The 19,538-nt window shown below is 64.8% G+C and carries 15 protein-coding genes and 2 pseudogenes; 9 read left to right on the forward strand and 8 right to left on the reverse strand.

Features of this window, described 5'->3' with window-relative positions; genetic code table 11:
• Positions 1-159 precede the first annotated feature (159 nt).
• Together CIC12_RS11280 and galU are read left to right on the forward strand one after the other, a co-directional pair.
• Positions 160-3,039, forward strand: a complete 2,880-nt coding sequence (locus tag CIC12_RS11280) for a valine--tRNA ligase (RefSeq protein WP_168664202.1) — start codon at positions 160-162, stop codon at positions 3,037-3,039.
• A 72-nt stretch (positions 3,040-3,111) separates the two neighbouring features.
• Positions 3,112-3,993 carry a UTP--glucose-1-phosphate uridylyltransferase GalU gene (gene galU, locus CIC12_RS11285; RefSeq protein WP_121315232.1) on the forward strand — a complete coding sequence of 294 codons (882 nt, stop codon included), beginning with the start codon at positions 3,112-3,114 and terminating at the stop codon, positions 3,991-3,993.
• A 134-nt stretch (positions 3,994-4,127) separates the two neighbouring features.
• Here the strand turns inward: galU and CIC12_RS11290 are convergent, their stop codons facing one another.
• The 4 genes and pseudogenes from CIC12_RS11290 to CIC12_RS11305 form a co-directional block, all read right to left on the reverse strand.
• Positions 4,128-4,355, reverse strand: a complete 228-nt coding sequence (locus tag CIC12_RS11290; protein WP_168664215.1) for a sulfurtransferase TusA family protein — start codon at positions 4,353-4,355, stop codon at positions 4,128-4,130.
• Positions 4,356-4,417: 62 nt separating this feature from the next.
• A pseudogene (locus CIC12_RS11295) lies at positions 4,418-4,807 on the reverse strand (hypothetical protein); the annotation flags it as partial.
• 105 nt (positions 4,808-4,912) lie between these two features.
• Positions 4,913-5,929, reverse strand: coding sequence for an inositol 2-dehydrogenase (iolG, locus tag CIC12_RS11300; RefSeq protein WP_168664203.1), 1,017 nt, complete (start codon positions 5,927-5,929; stop codon positions 4,913-4,915).
• A complete protein-coding gene (locus CIC12_RS11305; protein ID WP_168664204.1) occupies positions 5,922-6,803 on the reverse strand; it encodes a MurR/RpiR family transcriptional regulator in 882 nt (293 codons plus the stop codon). Before CIC12_RS11305 ends, iolG begins: the two co-directional genes overlap by 8 nt.
• A 276-nt stretch (positions 6,804-7,079) precedes the next feature.
• Between CIC12_RS11305 and CIC12_RS11310 the strand changes: the two genes are divergently transcribed.
• From CIC12_RS11310 to iolB, 7 genes are all read left to right on the forward strand, one after another.
• Positions 7,080-8,126: a sugar ABC transporter substrate-binding protein gene (locus CIC12_RS11310; protein ID WP_168664205.1), complete on the forward strand. Its 1,047-nt coding sequence runs from the start codon at positions 7,080-7,082 to the stop codon at positions 8,124-8,126.
• A 147-nt stretch (positions 8,127-8,273) separates the two neighbouring features.
• A complete protein-coding gene (locus tag CIC12_RS11315) occupies positions 8,274-9,443 on the forward strand; it encodes an ABC transporter permease (RefSeq protein ID WP_168664206.1) in 1,170 nt (389 codons plus the stop codon).
• 13 nt (positions 9,444-9,456) lie between these two features.
• Positions 9,457-10,293, forward strand: a complete 837-nt coding sequence (locus tag CIC12_RS11320; RefSeq protein ID WP_168664207.1) for an ATP-binding cassette domain-containing protein — start codon at positions 9,457-9,459, stop codon at positions 10,291-10,293.
• Between the two features lie 67 nt (positions 10,294-10,360).
• Positions 10,361-12,418, forward strand: a complete 2,058-nt coding sequence (locus tag CIC12_RS11325; protein WP_168664208.1) for a bifunctional 5-dehydro-2-deoxygluconokinase/5-dehydro-2-deoxyphosphogluconate aldolase — start codon at positions 10,361-10,363, stop codon at positions 12,416-12,418.
• Positions 12,415-14,388: a 3D-(3,5/4)-trihydroxycyclohexane-1,2-dione acylhydrolase (decyclizing) gene (gene iolD / locus CIC12_RS11330; RefSeq protein ID WP_168664209.1), complete on the forward strand. Its 1,974-nt coding sequence runs from the start codon at positions 12,415-12,417 to the stop codon at positions 14,386-14,388. Before CIC12_RS11325 ends, iolD begins: the two co-directional genes overlap by 4 nt.
• 10 nt (positions 14,389-14,398) lie before the next feature.
• Positions 14,399-15,325 (forward strand): myo-inosose-2 dehydratase, encoded by a 927-nt coding sequence (iolE, locus tag CIC12_RS11335; protein WP_168664210.1) that lies wholly within the window; start codon positions 14,399-14,401, stop codon positions 15,323-15,325.
• Entirely contained in the window at positions 15,322-16,122 is an 801-nt protein-coding gene (iolB, locus tag CIC12_RS11340) for a 5-deoxy-glucuronate isomerase (protein ID WP_168664211.1), read from the forward strand. The genes iolE and iolB overlap by 4 nt, the downstream gene beginning before the upstream one ends.
• A 282-nt stretch (positions 16,123-16,404) precedes the next feature.
• On the opposite strand, the gene CIC12_RS11345 is transcribed toward iolB, so the two are convergent.
• From CIC12_RS11345 to CIC12_RS33050, 4 genes and pseudogenes are all read right to left on the reverse strand, one after another.
• The gene (locus CIC12_RS11345; protein ID WP_168664212.1) at positions 16,405-17,118 is read right to left on the reverse strand and encodes an ABC transporter ATP-binding protein; all 714 of its coding nucleotides are present in this window, start codon (positions 17,116-17,118) and stop codon (positions 16,405-16,407) included.
• A complete protein-coding gene (locus tag CIC12_RS11350; RefSeq protein WP_168664213.1) occupies positions 17,115-17,975 on the reverse strand; it encodes an ABC transporter ATP-binding protein in 861 nt (286 codons plus the stop codon). Before CIC12_RS11350 ends, CIC12_RS11345 begins: the two co-directional genes overlap by 4 nt.
• Positions 17,976-18,042: 67 nt before the next feature.
• A complete protein-coding gene (locus CIC12_RS11355; RefSeq protein ID WP_168664214.1) occupies positions 18,043-19,359 on the reverse strand; it encodes a branched-chain amino acid ABC transporter permease in 1,317 nt (438 codons plus the stop codon).
• Positions 19,352-19,538 (reverse strand): annotated as a pseudogene (locus tag CIC12_RS33050) (branched-chain amino acid ABC transporter permease); the annotation flags it as partial. The gene CIC12_RS11355 and the pseudogene CIC12_RS33050, both read right to left, overlap by 8 nt.

Below are 19,538 nucleotides of genomic sequence, written 5' to 3' on the forward strand. Positions count from 1 at the left end.
GTGCCGCCCCGCACAGGGGCAACGCCAATAGACCACCGCGACATCAAGGAAAGGCCAAAACAAGAAAAGCACAACCAAAGCGCCGCAGAGGCAAAAATCCCCCACCGCCCCGCGCCGCTTATAATCGAGCATTCTTTGCATCCACCAGCCGATCGACACATGAGCGAGACCCCGAGCGACACCACCTCAACGCTTGCCAAAAGCTTCGAGCCCCACACCATCGAAGCCCAATGGGGCCCTGAATGGGAAAAGCGCGGCTACGCCGCGCCCTCCTTCGACGAAAACCGCAAGGATTTCTCGATCCAACTGCCGCCGCCGAACGTCACGGGCACGCTGCACATGGGCCACGCGTTCAACCAGACCATCATGGACGGCCTCACCCGCTATCACCGCATGCTTGGTGAAAACACGCTATGGGTGCCCGGCACGGACCACGCGGGGATCGCCACGCAGATCGTCGTCGAGCGTCAGCTGGACGCCATGGGCGTGTCGCGCCATGACATCGGCCGCGAGAAATTCGTCGAACGCGTGTGGGAATGGAAGCAGCAGTCCGGCTCGACCATCACGAATCAGGTGCGCCGGCTGGGCGCGTCGATCGACTGGTCGCGCGAATACTTCACGATGGACGACAAGATGTCGGCCGCCGTGCGCGACGTGTTCGTGCGCCTCTATGAACAGGGCCTGATCTATCGCGGCAAGCGTCTCGTCAACTGGGACCCGGTGCTGCTCACCGCCGTGTCCGATCTCGAAGTGGTCAGCGAGGAAGAAAACGGCCACCTGTGGCACATCCAGTACCCGCTCACCGACGGCTCGGGCCATCTGACGGTCGCCACCACGCGTCCGGAAACCATGCTCGGCGACACCGCCGTGATGGTGCATCCGGAAGACGAACGCTACGTGCAGCTGATCGGCAAGACGGTCACGCTGCCGCTGTCGGGCCGCGAAGTGCCGATCATCGCCGACGACTACGTCGACCGCGAGTTCGGCACGGGCGTCGTGAAGGTCACGCCTGCGCACGACTTCAACGACTATCAGGTCGGCCTGCGCCACAAGCTGCCGATGATCGAGATCCTCACGCTCGACGCGAAGGTCAACGAGAACGCACCGGAAAAATACCGTGGCCTCGACCGATTCGACGCCCGCAAGCAGGTGGTCGCCGACCTCGAAGCGCTCGGCGCGCTCGAATCGGTCAAGCCGCACAAGCTGATGGTGCCGCGCGGCGACCGCACCGGCGTCGTGATCGAGCCGATGCTGACGGATCAATGGTTCGTCGCGATGAGCAAGCCGGCGCCGGAAGGCACTTTCAATCCGGGCAAATCGATTGCCGAGACCGCGCTGGACGTGGTGCGCAGTGGCGAAATCAGGTTCGTGCCGGAAAACTGGACCACCACGTACTACCAGTGGCTCGAAAACATCCAGGACTGGTGTATCTCGCGCCAGCTCTGGTGGGGTCATCAAATTCCGGCCTGGTACGGCGAAAACGGCGAAATCTTCGTCGCGAAGACCGAAGAGGGCGCGCGCGCCAAGGCCGCCGCGGCCGGCTATGCGGGCGCGCTCAAGCGCGACGAAGACGTGCTCGACACGTGGTTCTCGTCCGCTCTGGTGCCGTTCTCGTCGCTCGGCTGGCCGAACGAAACGCCGGAACTGCAACACTTCATGCCGTCGTCGGTGCTGGTCACCGGCTTCGACATCATCTTCTTCTGGGTCGCGCGCATGGTCATGATGACCACGCACTTCACCGGCAAGGTGCCGTTCGACACCGTCTACGTGCACGGCCTCGTGCGCGACGCCGAAGGCCAGAAGATGTCGAAGAGCAAGGGCAATACGCTCGACCCGATCGATATCGTCGACGGTATCGACCTCGACGCGCTGGTCGCCAAGCGCACCACCGGCCTGATGAATCCGAAGCAGGCCGCGTCGATCGAAAAGAAAACCCGCAAGGAATTCCCCGACGGCATTCCGGCGTTCGGCACCGACGCGCTGCGCTTCACGATGGCGTCGATGGCCACGCTCGGGCGCAACGTCAACTTCGATCTGGCGCGCTGCGAAGGCTATCGCAACTTCTGCAACAAGCTGTGGAACGCCACGCGTTTCGTGCTGATGAACTGCGAAGGCCACGATTGCGGCTTCGGCAAGCCGGAACAATGCGGCGAATGCGGCCCTGAGGGCCACCTGAATTTCTCGTCGGCGGACCGCTGGATCGTCTCACGCCTGCAACGGGTCGAAGCGGAAATTGCCAAGGGCTTTTCAGACTATCGTTTCGACAATGTGGCCAACGCCCTGTACAAGTTCGTGTGGGACGAATACTGTGACTGGTATCTCGAACTCGCGAAAGTGCAGATCCAGACGGGTCAGCCGAATCAGCAGCGCGCCACTCGCCGCACGCTGCTGCGCGTACTCGAGACGGTGCTGCGCCTCGCGCATCCGGTGATTCCTTTCATCACCGAAGCGTTGTGGCAGAAAGTGGCGCCGTTGGCCGGACGTTATCCCGAGGGTGCAGCAGAGGGGGAAGCGTCCATCATGGTGCAGCCTTACCCCATCGCGGAGCCATCGAAGATCGACGAAGATGCCGAGCAATGGGCAGCCGAGCTGAAAGCGGTGATCGATGCGTGCCGGAATCTGCGTGGCGAAATGAATCTGTCGCCCGCGGTCAAGGTGCCGTTGCTCGCCACCGGCAACGCGGAGCGCCTGCGTACTTTTGCTCCGTATGCGCAGGCATTGGCGCGTTTGTCGGAAGTGCAGATCATCGCGGACGAGGCCGCGCTCGACGCTCAGGCGGATGGCGCGCCAATTGCTATCGTTGGCAATGATAAGCTCGTGCTGAAGGTGGAGATCGACGTTGCGGTCGAGCGCGAGCGTTTGTCGAAGGAGATTGTGCGGTTGAGCGCCGAAGTCGGCAAATGCAATGCCAAACTGCAGAATGAAAGTTTCGTTGCGAAGGCGCCGCCGGCAGTCGTTGAGCAGGAGCAGAAAAGACTAGCCGAATTCGAAGCCACCGTGGGCAAGCTGAAAGCCCAGCTGGCGCGCTTGCCGGTCTGATTAACGGTCCTTGCCCGCCCTTGAGAGGGCGGGCAAGGACTGATAGCTAACCAGAGGATGCAGGGTATTCACATGCTAAAAGTTACAAAAGCGGTCTTTCCGGTAGCAGGTCTTGGCACCCGGTTCCTGCCCGCCACGAAGGCGAGCCCGAAAGAAATGCTGCCGATCGTCGACAAGCCGCTGATTCAGTATGCGGTTGAAGAGGCGATGGCGGCAGGCATCACCGAAATGATCTTCGTCACGGGCCGCAGCAAGCGCGCGATCGAAGATCACTTCGACAAGTCCTACGAGATCGAAGCCGAACTGGAAGCGCGCGGCAAGGACAAACTGCTGGAGCTGGTGCGCAGCATCAAGCCGAGCCATGTCGACTGCTTCTACGTGCGTCAGGCGGAAGCGCTGGGCCTCGGCCACGCGGTGATGTGCGCGGAAAAGCTGGTGGGCGACAATCCGTTCGCCGTGATTCTCGCGGACGACCTGCTGTACGGCACCCCGCCCGTCATGACGCAGATGATCGAGGTGTTCGACCACTATCACAGCTCGGTGATCGGCGTCGAAGAAATCCCGCCGCAGGAAACGAAGTCATACGGCATCGTCGACGGTAAGGAGTGGGAAGATTCGATCATCAAGATGTCGGGCATCGTCGAAAAGCCGGAGCCGGATGTGGCGCCGTCGAACCTCGGCGTGGTGGGGCGCTACGTGCTCAAGCCGCGTATCTTCGACCACCTTCGCTCGATCAAGCCGGGCGCGGGCGGTGAATTGCAGCTGACCGACGCGATCCAGTCGCTGCTCGCGGACGAACAGGTGCTCGCGTACAAGTATCACGGCACGCGTTTCGATTGCGGCAGCAAGCTCGGTTACCTGAAGGCGACGGTCGAGTTCGCGCTACGTCACCCGGAAGTGGCCGCCGATTTCGCCGAATACCTGCGTACCCGTTCGCCGGTTCTGGAAGGTTGAACGGCGCTCGCGCGCGCGTCGTCCTATTCATCGAACTGAAATGAAAAGGCGCTGTGTCCCGCATTCGCGGGCACAGCGCCTTTTGCTTGAGGCGTGCGTGGTCGAGCGCCTCGAGCCCTCGTGGCTTCCGTGGCCTAGCGCCGTTTCATCAGGAACGTGAACACCTTGTCTTGCGCTGAGCTTTCGACGATTTCATTGCCGGTTTGCCTGGCAAATGCGGCGAAATCGCGCTGTGAGCCTGGATCGGTGGCCAGCACCTTGAGAATCTGGCCGCTTTCCATGTCGGCGAGCGCCTTCTTGGCGCGCAAAATAGGCAGCGGGCACATCAGCCCGCGCGCATCGACTTCCTTGTGAATCTGAATTTGCATCGACGATGACCTTCGGGACGAGGCGTCGTGAACGACGCCGGACAGAGGGTCAAATTCTACAGCAGGCCGCGCGTCGCCGCCCGAGACGACATCGGCGCGCCGCTTGCAGTGCTATGGCGCGCCGCCTCGCCGCTTTCCAGCGACCGTCGCAACGCGATGCCGATGCGGGTCGCTTCCCGCGCGTCGGCCAGATTCGCTCCCGCCTGCGCGTGTGCCGCGGCCCCGCCCGGCGCCGCCGCGACGAACGCGCGCGCCTCGTGCAGAAACGCGTCTTCAAAGCGATCGAAGAAGTTCGGCGTGCGTTCGTTGCGAATTGCCGTCGCGTCGTATATCCCGACGCGAATCGCGCGTGGCTTGAGACCGATCGCGAGCGCACCAGCCGTGCCGATTACTTCGCTGCGCGCGTCGTTGCCGTGCGCCAGAGTGCGCGACGCGTAGAACGTCGCGCCCGGCACACCATACGCGAAATTCTCCGCGTGCCGCTTACCGAGCCGGCCCCGCCCGATTACGCCGACGCGAAGCCGCGGCGTAATCGGGCGGGGCCGGCTTCATCACGAGGCCTCGCCGAGTGTGACCGCTCGGCCCTCACGCCACGAGCGAGTCGCGGCGTCGGCGAGTTCGAGTGCCTTCAGGCCGTCGGCGACCGTCGTGCGCACCGGCTTGCCGTGCGTGACCGCGTCGAAGAAATGCGCGATTTCGAGCGCGTAGGCCGCGCGATAACGTTCAAGAAAAAACGCCTCGGGCACGTCGCTCGACACTTCGGTCTTCGAGTACGCGGTGACTTCGGTCGGCCGCACATTGCCCGCCTGCAGCATGCCGGTACTGCCGAGCACTTCGAAACGCTGGTCGTAGCCGTACGCCGCGCGGCGCGCGGTGTTGATCTGGCAGAGGCGTCCGCGCTTCGTGCGGATCGTCACCGCGGTCGAATCGATGTCGCCCGCGTCAGCGATCGCCGGGTCGCTCAGACAACTGCCGGTGGCGTGCAGCGTGTCGGCCTCATCGTCGAGAATCCAGCGGAAGATGTCGAAGTCGTGGATCAGCATGTCCTTGAAAATGCCGCCCGAGTGCTTGATGTAGTCGACGGGCGGCGCGCCCGGATCGCGGCTCGTCACGATGAGCATTTCCGGCGTACCGATTTCGCCTGCGTCGACGCGCGCTTTCAACGCCGAGAAGGTCGGATCGAAGCGGCGCTGAAAACCGATCATGCACACGATGCCCGCGCGCTCCACCGCATCCGCGCAAACCCGCGCGCGCTCCAGCGTCAGGTCGACCGGCTTCTCGCAAAACACATGCTTTTTCTGTGCGGCCGATTTGACGATCAGGTCCGCATGCGTGTCCGTGCTCGAACAGATCACGGTCGCGCCCACCGCGGCGTCGCCCATCGCGCCGTCGATATCCGTGACCTGCGCGCCATGCTCGGCGGCGAGCGCCGCAGCCGCCGCGCGATTCACGTCGACCACGTACTTGAGGCGCACGCCCGGATGCCGAGCGAGATTGGCCGCATGAATCTTGCCGATGCGCCCCGCGCCGAATACCGCCACATCGATTCTGTTTGCCGCGTCAGTCATCGTATCCTCCGGTGTCTTTGGATTCTTCAACATTCAATTCGAGCTTGTACGCGAGCGCGATGAACAACGCCTGGCACAGGCAGATCGTGCTGGTCAGCGAGCGGAACGCGAACGCGCTGCCCTCTTTCACATACAGCTGGGTGCTCGCGTAGCGCGACAGCGGCGATAGTTGGCTATCCGTAATAACCAGCGTCTTCGCCTGATGATGATGCGCGACGCGCAGGCAGTACTGCGTTTCCTTGCCATACGGGGCAAAGCTGATGGCGATCACCACGTCGCCCTTTTTCACGCTGCGAATCTGTTCGCGGTACATGCCGCCGAAGCCGGACACCAGATGCACGCGCTTGGGCGTGTGCTGCAACGCGTAGACGATGTAGCTCGCCACCGGAAACGAGCGCCGCACGCCGACCACATAAATGTTGTCAGCCTGCTGGAGCATCTTCACCGCGGCGTCGAACTGCCTGTCGTCGAGTCCCGCTTCGAGCTCAGCGAGACCGCCGCGCGACGCCGCGATGAACTCGCGCGCCACCGCGCCGCCGGACAACGCGCCCGGCTTCTCGTCGATCAGCTTGCGAATGCGCTGCTGATAGCTCGGCGAGGACGTGCCCTGCCCCGTGTAAGCCTGACGAAACACCGCCTGCAGATCGGAGAAGCCGGAAAAGCCAAAGCGCTGCGCAAACCGCACCACCGCCGACGGATGCACGCCGCAACTCGCGGCGATGTCGCTCGTGCGGTCCACCATCACGCTCGAGCGGTTCTGTTCGATATAGGTCGCGACGTTCTTCAACTGACGCGGCAAGGCCTCGTAGTTTTCCGCGATGCGCTGCATCAATTCATCCACGCCCGGCAATTCCTCGGTGCTCTCTTCCGCCATGACTCTCTCTCAAGTGCTTTATTGCAGTGCGGCAGCCGCTTGCGAAGGCCGCCGCACGGCCTTCCGACGCTGCCGATTATAGGCAGGCTCCCCACCAAATGGAACGTATTTTCCATTTTTATTTTTCATGAAATTTTCATTGCACCGCCTCCGAAGATGACCTACTCTTGGTCGTGAGCGATGGTGCTCGGTGGACCTGCGCCGGCCTGTATGCGGAGGGAAAGCCGCCCGCCAGACGCTCCCCTCAATAACGACAGACCGAGAAAGGTGGAGACAATGAGACTTTGCAAGGGCAAGGCTACGCTCAGCGTTCTGGTGACGGCGTTGACGTTGGCGACGGGATTCGGCGCGGCCTCGGCCGCCCGCGCGGCCGACGCTCACTTCGTGCTGATCAGCCACGCGCCGGATTCGGACTCGTGGTGGAACACCATCAAGAACGCGATCAAACAGGCTGACGAGGATTTCAACGTCGAGACCGACTACCGCAATCCGCCAAACGGCGACATCGCCGATATGGCGCGCCTGGTCGAGCAGGCTGCCGCGCGCAATTACGACGGCGTGATCGTCACCATCGCCGATTTCGACGTGCTGAAAAGCTCGATCGGCAAAGTGACCGCGAAAAAGATTCCGCTCGTCACGATCAACTCCGGCACCGAAGAGCAAAGCGCGCAACTCGGCGCGATCATGCACGTGGGACAACCCGAATACGTAGCCGGCAAAGCGGCCGGCGAAAAGGCCAAGGCCGCGGGCGTGAAGTCGTTCCTGTGCGTGAATCACATCGCCACCAACACCGTGTCGTTCGACCGTTGCCGCGGTTTCGCCGAAGCGCTCGGCGTCGACTACAAGACCTCGACGATCGATTCCGGCCAGGATCCGACCGAGATTCAATCGAAGGTGAGCGCGTTTTTGCGCAACCATCCGAACACCGGCGCGATCCTGACGCTCGGACCAACCCCGGCTTCGGCCACGCTGAAGGCGGTTCAGCAGATGGGCCTCGCGGGCAAGATCTATTTCGCCACCTTCGACTTCTCCGACGACATTGCGAAGGCCATCCAGAACGGCACGATCCAGTTCGCGATCGACCAGCAGCCGTACTTGCAAGGCTATATCCCGGTCGCGGTGCTGGCGATCGTGAAGAAGGAACACACCACCGACCCCGTGAAGATCCGCCAGATTCTCGAAGCGAATCCGAAGTTCAAGGCGCGCCTCGCCACCTACGGCCTCGCGCCGTCGTATGGAACGAAGAACATCCGTTCGGGCCCGGGCTTCATCACGAAGGAAAACCTCGACAAGGTCATCAAATACGCAGGGCAGTATCGCTGATCCTTTTCCCTAGCTAGTCACGCGCGAGGCGGGTCGAACTCGACGTCGGAGCGGGCCGCCCGCCGCCCGCGCGCATTTTCACCGGCTGTCGTCCTGTCAGTGCATCCCCGCCTGGCCAGAGACGCAACCGGGCACCAAGGAGACATCATGGGTGTAGCCGGCAAACACTTCCCACCGCACGTCAAGACCAATCCCGGCGCGCCGCGCGACAACGCCGCGCCGTCGCTGCCGGATGCGGATGAACGCGTGCGCAAGGAATCGAAGTTCGGTCACTTGCTGAATCGCCCGGAATTCGCCGCGATTTCCGGCGCGGTGCTGGTGTTTCTCGTGTTCGCATTGAGCGCCGGCAGCTCCGGCATGTTCAACCTCGACGGCGTGATGAACTGGTCACAGGTGTCGGCGTATTTAGGCATCCTGTCGGTCGGGGCGTGCCTGCTGATGATCGCCGGTGAATTCGATCTGTCGATCGGCTCGATGATCGGCTTCGCCGGCATGATGGTCGCGATTCCGTCGGTCTATTTTCACTGGCCGATTTCGCTCGCGATCCTGTTTGCGTTCGCCGGCTCGATGCTGCTCGGCGCGCTGAACGGCTATCTCGTGATGCGCACGCGCCTGCCGTCGTTCATCGTCACGCTCGCGTTCCTGTTCATCCTGCGCGGCCTCACGCTCGCGCTGTCGATCATGTTCGCCGACCGCACCATCGTCTCCGGCGTCGGCGATCTGGCGCAACAGGACTGGCTCGCGAACACGCTATTTCACGGCGTCGCCTTTCACGGCCTGTTCCTGATGCTCGCGCATCACGGCATCGGCACCCTGCTCGACAACGGCCATGCGCTCGTGCCGGGCATTCCCAAAGTGATTCTCTGGTGGCTCGCGCTCGCCGCGATCTGCGCCTTCGTGCTCGCGAAAACGCGTGCCGGCAACTGGATTCTCGCGGTGGGCGGCGACGCGAATGCGGCGAAGAACGTCGGCGTGCCGGTGCGCCGCGTGAAGATTTCGCTGTTCGTGCTGACCGCGTTCTGCTCGTGCCTGTTCGCGGTGCTGCAAGTGTGCGACATCGGCTCGGCCGCGGCGGACCGTGGCTTGCAGAAGGAATTCGAAGCGATCATCGCCGCGGTGATCGGCGGCACGCTGCTGACGGGCGGCTACGGTTCGGTGATCGGCGCGTGTTTCGGCGCGCTGATCTTCGGCGTGGTGCAAATCGGCATCACGTACACCAACGTCAGTTCCGACTGGTTCCGCGTGTTCCTCGGCGTGATGCTGCTGATCGCCGTGCTGTTCAATCACTACGTGCGCCGCCGCGTCGCGCAGTCGTAACGAGGAGACGATCATGTCCGATACGAATACCGTGACCCCGCCACAGGATGCCAACGACGCCCCGAGCGACGACGTGATCCTCGCGCTGGAGAACGTCAGCAAGTACTTCGGCAAGGTGATTGCACTAAGCGACGTGACCTTGCGTCTGAAACGCAGCGAGGTGCACTGCCTGCTCGGCGACAATGGCGCGGGCAAATCGACGCTGATCAAGACTCTGGCCGGCGTGCATCAGCCCTCCTCCGGCCAGTATCTGGTGGACGGCCAGCCGGTGCTGTTCGAGTCGCCGAAAGACGCGCTCGACCTCGGCATCGCCACCGTCTATCAGGATCTCGCGCTGGTGCCGCTTCTATCGGTGGCGCGCAATTTCTTCATGGGACGCGAGCCGCAGAAGAAACTGTTCGGCTTCCTGAAGGTAATGGACCTCGACACGAGCGCCACGACCGCGCGCGACAAACTCGCGGACATGGGCATTAACGTGCGCGACCCGCATCAGCCGATCGGCACGATGTCCGGCGGCGAGCGGCAATGCCTCGCGATTGCGCGGGCGATTCACTTCGGCGCGCGCGTGCTGATTCTCGACGAGCCGACCGCCGCACTCGGCGTGAAGCAGAGCTTCAACGTGCTGAAGCTGATTCACAAGGCGCGCGCCAAAGGCATCTCGGTGATCTTCATCACGCACAACGTGCACCACGCGTATCCGATCGGCGATTCGTTCACGCTGCTCAATCGCGGCAGATCGCTCGGCACGTTCACCAAGGACACCATCAGCAAGGATCAGGTGCTCGACATGATGGCCGGCGGCGCCGAAATGCAGAAGATGATCGGCGAACTGGAAGGCGCGACGATCTGACCGATTCGCGCGTGTCGTGCGGCGCCTCGCTCGCCGGTGACACGCGCTCAGCTACTCAGGGATACTCATGGATCACTCCAGCACATCCGGCGGGACCACGCCGGCTTCGGCGGGCAGCGGACGGTTCGCGCCGGGCCGCAGCCGCGACATCGTGTGCCTCGGCCGCCTCGCGGTCGATCTCTACGCCCAGCAGGTCGGCGCGCGGCTCGAAGACGTGTCGAGCTTCGCGAAGTATCTCGGCGGGTCGTCGGCGAATATCGCATTCGGCTGCGCGCGGCTCGGGCTCGCCTCGGCGATGCTCGCGCGCGTCGGCAACGACCACATGGGGCGGTTTCTCACCGAAACGCTCGTCAAGGAAGGTTGCGACGTCAGCCACGTGCGGATCGACCAGGAGCGGCTGACCGCGCTGGTGCTGCTCGGCCTGAAAGACCGCGACACGTTCCCACTGATTTTCTACCGCGAAAACTGCGCGGACATGGCCGTCGACGAAGCCGATTTCGACGAAGCATTCATCGCGTCGTCGAAAGCGCTGCTGATTACCGGCACTCACTTCTCCACCGAGCAGGTGAACCGCACGAGCCGCCGCGCGCTCGACTACGCGCGCCGCAATCAGGTGCGCACGGTGCTCGACATCGACTATCGGCCGGTATTGTGGGGACTTACCGGCAAGGCGGACGGCGAGACCCGTTTCATCGCGAGCGAAGGCGTCTCCGCGCATTTACAAAGCATGCTGCCGCTGTTCGATCTGGTGATCGGCACCGAGGAAGAGTTTCGCATCGCAGGCGGCAAAACCGAACTGGCCGAGGCACTGGCAGCGGTGCGCGCCGTCACGCCCGCGACGCTGGTGCTAAAGCGCGGGCCGCTCGGCTGCCAGATCATCGACGGTGTGGTGCCCGCTTCGCTCGACGCCGCACCGCTTCACGGCGGCGTCGAAGTCGAAGTGCTGAACGTGCTCGGCGCGGGTGACGCCTTCGCCTCCGGCTTTCTCTCCGGATGGCTGCGCGATCAGCCGCTCGAAGCCTGCGCGCGCGCCGCGAATGCGAGCGGTGCGCTGGTCGTGTCGCGACATGGCTGTGCACCGGCCATGCCGACGCCCGCCGAACTCGACTACTTCCTGCGCGAAGCGAAGGCCGACCCGCAACGGATGCGCCGCCCCGATCGCGACGCGACGCTCGCGCGCCTGCATCGCGTGTCGCCCGCTCGCAAGCCGTGGCGCGAAGTGCTCGGCTTCGCATTCGATCATCGCAACCAGTTTTTCGAACTCGCGCAGCAAACCGGCGCCGACGAAGCACGTATCGCGCGGCTGAAGGGGCTGTTCGTCGAAGCCGTCGCGCAGACCGAAAGCGCGTTGGGCTTGCAGGATCGCATCGGCGTGCTGATCGACGACCGTTACGGCCAGGACGCGCTGAACGCCGCCACCGGCCGTGGCTGGTGGATCGGCCGCCCGGTCGAATTGCCGGGCTCGGTCCCGCTGGTGTTCGATCATGGCCGCTCGATCGGCACGTCGCTGATCGCGTGGCCGCAGGAACACGTCGTCAAATGCCTCGTGCAATTCCATCCCGATGAGCCGATCGAACAGCGGCTCGAACAGGAAGCACAATTGCGCGCACTCTACGACGCGGCGCAAGCGAGCGGCCATGAACTGCTGCTCGAAGTGATTCCGCCGAAGCACGCGCAACTGCCGCAAGCGCCGGACATCGTGTACCGCGCGTTGAAGCGGCTATACAACATCGGCATCTATCCGGAATGGTGGAAGCTCGAACCGATGGGCGCCGCGCAATGGCAAGCCGTCGACGCATTGATCGCCGAACGTGATCCGTACTGCCGGGGCGTGGTGCTGCTGGGTTTGTCGGCGGGCGTCGAGCAGTTGAACGAGGGCTTTCGCGCGGCGGCCCGATCGGCCACGTGCCGGGGCTTCACGGTGGGCCGCACGATCTTCCACGAACCGAGCCATGCATGGCTCGCCGGCGAAATCGGCGACGACGAATTGATCGCGCGCGTGCGCCATACTTTCGAAACGCTGATCGCGTCATGGCGCGCGGCACGTGACGCGAGCGCGGGCAACGGCAGCAACCCACCAACGGAAGGCGCATCGAATCACGTTCATCAGGAGCAGGCGGCATGAACCAGCGCGCAATGCCCCATGAGCATCACGACTCGGCGGCCGCAAGCGCCGCCACGCCTGCGCGCTCGGCCTCTTGCGGCACCGTCCGTCTGACGACGGCCCAGGCACTCGTGCGCTATCTCGCCGCGCAGCGCGTGACGACCGAAGACGGCAACGGCACGGAGCCGTTGTTCGGCGGCGTGTTCGCGATCTTCGGCCACGGCAATGTCGCGGGCATGGGCGAAGCGCTCTATCAGCATCGCGAGGCACTGCCCACGCTGCGAGCCCACAACGAACAGGCGATGGCGCACAGCGCGATTGCCTATGCGAAGGCGCATTTCCGCCGCCGCATGATGGCGGTCACCACGTCGATCGGACCCGGTGCAACCAATCTGCTGACGGCGGCGGCGCTCGCGCACGTGAACCGTCTGCCGGTGCTGTTGCTGCCTGGCGATATCTTCGTTTCGCGCGCTCCCGACCCTGTCTTGCAGCAGGTCGAGGATTTCAACGACGGCGGCGTGTCCGCGAACGACGCGTTCAAACCGGTATCGCGTTACTTCGACCGCATCGTGCATCCCGCGCAATTGCTGAGCGCGCTGCCGCGTGCGCTGCGCGTACTGACCGACGCGGCGTTGTGCGGCCCCGTCACGCTCGCGTTGCCGCAAGACGTGCAGGCGCAAGCGTGGGATTTCCCAGCGGATCTCTTTGCTGCGCGCGTCGTGCGCTTTCATGCGCCGGCGCCGCGCGTCGACGAACTCGACGCCGCGTGCGCGCGTTTGCGGCATGCGAAACGTCCGTTGATCGTCGCGGGCGGCGGTGTGCTCTACAGCCGGGCAGCCGATGCGTTGCACCGCTTCGCGACCACGCACGGTATCCCGGTTGCGGAGACGCAGGCCGGCAAGAGTTCACTCGCGTGGAACGATCCACTGAACGCGGGCGCGTTGGGCGTGACCGGCTCGCCGGCCGCGAACGCGCTTGCGCATGATGCGGACTGCGTGCTCGCGATCGGCACCCGCCTGCAGGACTTCACCACCGGCTCGAACACGCTGTTCACGCAGGCCGACGTGATCGCCATCAATGCGAACGCGTTCGACGGCCTCAAGCATCGCGCGCTGGTGGTCGAAGCAGACGCGCGGCTCGCGCTCGACGCCCTCGCCGAGGCGCTGCAAGGCTGGCATGCGGAGCGCACGTGGACCACGCGCGCGCACAAGCTCGCGTCCGGCTGGCGCGATACGGTCGGCACGCTCACGCATGCGCCGCAACGCGACACGGTGCTGCCTTACGAGGGCGATGTGATCGGCGCGGTGCAGCGTTCGAGTGCGCATTCGGCGACGCACGACATCGTGGTGTGCGCGGCCGGCGCCCTGCCCGCCGAATTGCACAAATTGTGGCGCGCCGGCAAGCCGGGCGCGTACCACGTCGAGTATGGCTATTCGTGCATGGGCTACGAGATCTCCGGCGGTCTCGGCGTGAAACTCGCGCGACCCGAGCGCGACGTGATCGTCATACTCGGCGACGGCAGCTATCTGATGATGAACAGCGAAATCGCGACCTCGGTCATGCTCGGCGCGAAACTGATTATCGTAGTGCTAGACAATCGCGGCTTCGGCTGCATCAACCGCTTGCAACAGGCATGCGGCGGCGCGCCGTTCAACAATCTGCTCGAAAATTGCGTGCAAGGGCCGCTCGGCGCGCCACCCATCGACTTCGCCGCGCATGCGCGCTCGCTCGGCGCGCTAGCGGAACATGCCGCCAATATCGCCGAACTCGAAGCCGCGCTGCAACGCGCGCGCGCCGCGGATCGCACCTACGTGATCAGCATCGACACCGACCCGGCCCGCACTACCGACGACGGCGGCTGGTGGTGGGAAGTCGCCGTCCCCGAAGTGTCGTCACGCGACGCCGTGCGCGACGCCCGCGCGCAATATGACGCGCAGCTCGCCGCGCGCGCCGACCCAGGCGCCTGCGACGAACCCGCCGATCACGAATGAGGACACGCGCATGACTGCTTTCGAGATACGCATCGGCATCAACCCGTTGTCGTGGATGAACGACGATCTGCCGTCGCTCGGCGGCGAGACGCCGCTCGACGTCGCGCTGACGGAAGGCCGCCAGATCGGCTATCAGGGCTTCGAACTCGGCAACAAGTTTCCGCGCGAGCCGCAGGCGTTGCAGACGCTGCTCGCGCAATACGATCTCGCACTGGTCTCCGGCTGGTATTCGGGACGCCTCGCGCGACGCAGCGTCGAAGAAGAAATCGCCGCGGTCGGGCCGCATCTCGACCTGCTCGCGCAAAACGGCGCGACGGTGATGGTGTATGGCGAAGTCGCCGATTCGATTCAGGGCGCGCCGCAACCGCTCTATCAACGGCCGCGTTTTTTCAGCGACGCGCAGTGGGCGGCGTACGCAGCGCGTGTCGACGAATTCGCGGGTTATACGTTAAGCCGTGGCGTGCGGCTCGCGTACCATCATCACATGGGCGCGTATGTGGAGACGCCCGCCGACGTGGATCAACTGATGGCGCGCACCGGCGATGCCGTGGGCCTGCTGTTCGACGCCGGGCATATCACGTTTGCGGGCGGCGATCCGCTTGCGGTGCTCGACAAACATATCGCGCGGGTGTGCCACGTGCACTGCAAGGACGTGCGCCCTGCCGTGATGAAGCTCGCGCGCAATCGCAACTGGAGTTTTCTCGATGCGGTGATTGCCGGCGCGTTCACGGTGCCAGGCGACGGCGCGGTGAATTTCGCAGCGATCATCGAGCGCCTGAAGCGGCACGGTTATCGCGGCTGGCTGGTGGTCGAAGCGGAACAGGACCCGGTGGTCGCGCCGTCGTTCGACTACGCGCAAAAGGGCTATACGACCTTGCGTGCGTTGGTCGATGCGCCGCTCGACACCGCGAACCCAACGACGAAGGAGGCAGCATGAGCTTATTGGTGAAAGCACAGGGCGAAGGCCAGACGATCGTGCGAGTGACGCCGCAGTCCGCATGCTGGCGCTACGTGGGTTTCGCCGCGTATCGTCTGGAAACGAACGAAGTCGTGCACGTGCTCGAAGCGTCGCGCGAAGTGTGCATCGTCGTGCTCACCGGTGCGGTGGATATCGAAACCGCCGACGCCATGTGGAGCTCGCTCGGCTCACGCGACAGCGTGTTCGAAGACGCCGCGCCGTATGCGGTGTATCTGCCGCCCAACGTGCGCGCGACGGTACGCGCGTGCCGCGATGCGGAGGTCGGCGTGGCGAGCGCGCCGGCCAAAGGCGAGTTTCCGGCCCGCCTGATCGAACCGGCCGCGATGAAGCGCTCCACGCGCGGCAAAGGCCTGAATACGCGCTACGTCTGCGATATTCTTCCACAGACCGAGCCCGCCGAGTCGCTGCTCGTTGTGGAAGTCAGAACGCCGGGCGGCCATGCGTCGAGCTATCCGCCGCATAAGCACGACACCGACAACGTTCCTCAGGAAAGCTCGCTCGAAGAGACTTACTATCACCGGCTCGATCCGCCGCAAGGGTTCGCGTTCCAGCGCGTGTACACCGACATGCGCGACATCGACGAATCGATGGCGGTGGAAAATCACGACGTCGTGATGGTGCCGCGCGGCTATCACCCCGTGGTCGTGCCGTATGGCTACGACTCGTACTATCTGAACGTGATGGCCGGCGCGCAACGGGTCTGGCATTTTCGCAACGACCCGGCGCACGAGTGGATCATTAATAAGGAGGCTTGATCGTTTCGCCCGCATTGCGCGGGCGAAACATGCCCCCTACTTTCGCGCTGCCAGATCGAACTTCATGAGACCGGGGTTCGAACTGTCCTCGATGTAGGTCCGCGTGCGTGGGGCGCGTACGGCATGCGGTAAAAGAAGATTCAAACGGCACTCACGCGGCGAGGGGACGACCACGCAGCGCGCGCAGCGATAGCCAGGCGCGCGAATCATCGGGCAGCGCGGCAATAACAATCGCTGACAGGCATGGGGCACGGCAATAAGCCGCTGCAAAGCGCGCTCCGTTCAACCGACGCCCAACCACTCCTGCATCACGTCGGCGCGCTTCAGAAACGACGTCATCTCTCCGTCGAACACGATCTCGCCGTGCCCCATCACCGCGACACGGCCAGCAATCTCCCGCGCGATCACGAGACGCTGTTCGATCAGCAGCATCGCGACGCCGCGTTCGCGCAGTATCCGCAGACAGTCTGCGACCTGCTCCACGATGAGACCCGCAAGACCCTCGCCGGGCTCGTCGATCACGAGCAAATCGGGATCGCCGAGGAGTGCCCGCGCGAGCGTCAACATCTGCTGTTCACCGCCCGATAGTGCACCGGCCCGCGTGCGTCTACGTTCGGCGAGCACGGGGAACAGTGCGTAGGCATCGTCGAAAGTGAAGCGCGGTGTGCGGCCGCGAGCGCGCGGCGCGACGCCGAGCTGCAGATTCTCCTGAACGCTCAGTGCCGGAAACACGTCGCGATGCTCAGGCACATAGCCCAGCCCGAGGCGCGCTCGCTCGAAAGTGCGCAGACCGCCGAGCAAGCGGCCCGCGAAACGCAGTTCGCCCTCGCTGCGCACGAGGCCCATGATCGCGCGCGCCAGCGTCGAGCGGCCGGAGCCGTTGCGCCCGACCAGCGCGAGCACTTCGCCTTGCCCGATGCGCAGCGTGACGCCATGCAAGGCCTGGCTCGCGCCATACCATGCGTTCAGTGCGCGAATGTCGAGCAGTGCGCTCATGCGTCCCCTCGCGTGTCGCGACGATTGACCGGTTGTTCGGCGGTCTTCTCGCCGGACGCTGTGCCGGAGCCTTTGCCGATCGGTCCGCGAGCCTGTTCGCTGGCCTTCCCACCGAACCCTTCCCCCAGATACGCCGCGCGGACCGCCGCATCCGCACGAATCGCCGCCGGCGTGCCGCTTGCGATGATGCGTCCTTGCACCAGCACGGAAATCCGGTCGGCGAGCGCGAAGACCGCGTCCATGTCGTGCTCGACCATCAGCAGCGTGCGGCCTCCGGTGGCCTCGCGAATCAGTTCGATCGCGCGCGCGGCTTCCGCGCGGTTCATGCCGGCAGTCGGCTCGTCGAGCAGCAACGTATGCGCGCCGCCCGCGAGTGCGATGCCGAGATCGAGCGCGCGCTGCTCGGCGTAGCTGAGCGTGCCGGCCTGCACGTCGCGACGCCCGCTCAGGCCGACCGCGTCCAGCACCTGGGCGGCGTGCGCATCGACCGTAGGCGAGCCGCTGAAACGCTGCCACCAGCGCAGGCGGCCGCGCTCGGCCAGCATTGCCGCGCAGCGCAGGTTGTCGAACACGGTGAGGCGCGCGAACACACTAGTGCTCTGGAAGCTGCGCGCGAGCCCGCGCCGCGCGATCGCGGCCGGCGCGAGGCGCGTGATCTCCGCGCCGAACAGATCGATGCGCCCGGCGTTCGGTCGCGCGCCGCCGGCGATCAGATTGAAGAGCGTCGACTTGCCCGCGCCGTTAGGGCCGATCAGCGCATGACGCTCGCCGGGTTCAACCGCGAGATCGACGCCGCGCAGAATCTGCGTGGACCCGAAGCGCTTCTGGATGCCGTAAAGGGCGAGTGCGGGGATCATCGCGAAGCTCCATGCGGTGACGTCGGGCGTGCATGAGCGGCGAGGCTTGTTTGCGTGGGGGATCGGGTCATCGCGGATCTCCAGCCGTCTGTGCGGAGCCCGACCGACCCTCGAGTCGCGCTCGCGCGCGACGCGCGTAACGCGTGCCAAGCGCGCCCGCCACAGCAAGCATGAGGACAATGACGCCGAGCCAAAGCGGTGACGACGACGCTGCCAGCCGCCATGGCGCGCCGGCAGCGCCGACGGCCGCACCGTCATCTGCGCCAAATTGCACCGCATACGCCCATTGCACCGCGAGCACGACAGCCACACCCCACGACAACGCGCCCGCCGTGCCCCACAGATAAACCGCGCGGCATTTGCGCCAGCCATGCATCGCGAGCCGCGCCGCATGCCGTTCGACGAGACCCGCCAGCCCATCCGGCGATGCCACCACGACGACGACAAAGAAAAGCCCGAGATAGAACAACCAGGCGCGCGTCACGCTCGCCACCACGACGCTGAAAAACGTCAGCACGACCGCACCGGCGACCGGCCCGAAAAACGCTGCCGTACCGCCGATCACCGTCGCAATCAGCACCGCCCCCGAGCGCATCATGCCGACGCTTTCCGTCGACACCAGTTCGATGTTGATCAGCCCCAAGGTCCCCGCGATGCCCGCGAAAAACGCCGCCACCACCACTACGCCGTAACGAACGCGCCGCGGGTAGCAGCCGATCGCCGCGACCCGCGCCGGGTTGTCGCGCACCGCGTTCGCCAGCCGCATGAACGGCGTGCGCGACAGCGCGAACATCGCCGCACTTGCCAGCAGGCACCACAGCGCGATCAGCGCATAGGCTTCGCGCGCCGGACCGAAACTCCACGCGCCCAGCAGTGTTCCGCTTGCACGATCGATCGCCACGCCCGCTTCGCCACCGAACCAGTCGGGCAGCGCCCATGCGGCCGCCACCACGAGTTCGCCGAGGCCGAGCGTGATCATGGCGAACGCGGTGCCTGAGCGCCGCGTCGCGATGAAGCCGAACAGTACGCCGCACAGCGCGCCGCCGAATCCGCCGATCAACGGCAGCAGCGCGAGAGGCACGCCGATCCGGTTGAACACCTGCGCGGCGGCAAGCGCGCCGAGCCCGGCATACGTTGCATGCCCGAACGACAGCAGCCCGGTTTCGCCGAGCAGCAGGTTGTACGAGAGCGCGAAGACGATCATCGCCGCGCTCTGCGCCAGATAGGCGAGCAGCCAGCTTTGCGGCCAGACGAACGGCGGCGCCGCGAGGAACGCGACGAGCGCAAGCCACGGCGCGACAGTGCGCCAGAGCGCGCAAATGGGTGGCACGGGCGCTGCCGCAGGCGCCCGGAACGGTTCGGCTGCCCCGCCGCGCTTACGCATGATCGCCGTGCCGTCCGAACAGCCCGCGCGGACGCAGCGCCAGCATGGCGACGAGCAGCAGATACGGAATCAGCGGCGCGAGTTGCGCGAGCGTCAACGCATCCCATTCGGCTGGCGCCGATGCACCGATGATCGAGAGCACCTCGCCCAGCGACACAGTGCTCGCCACCGCCAGCGTC

This window comes from Paraburkholderia sp. SG-MS1 (genome assembly GCF_012275575.1).
Classification (GTDB): Bacteria; Pseudomonadota; Gammaproteobacteria; order Burkholderiales; family Burkholderiaceae; genus Paraburkholderia.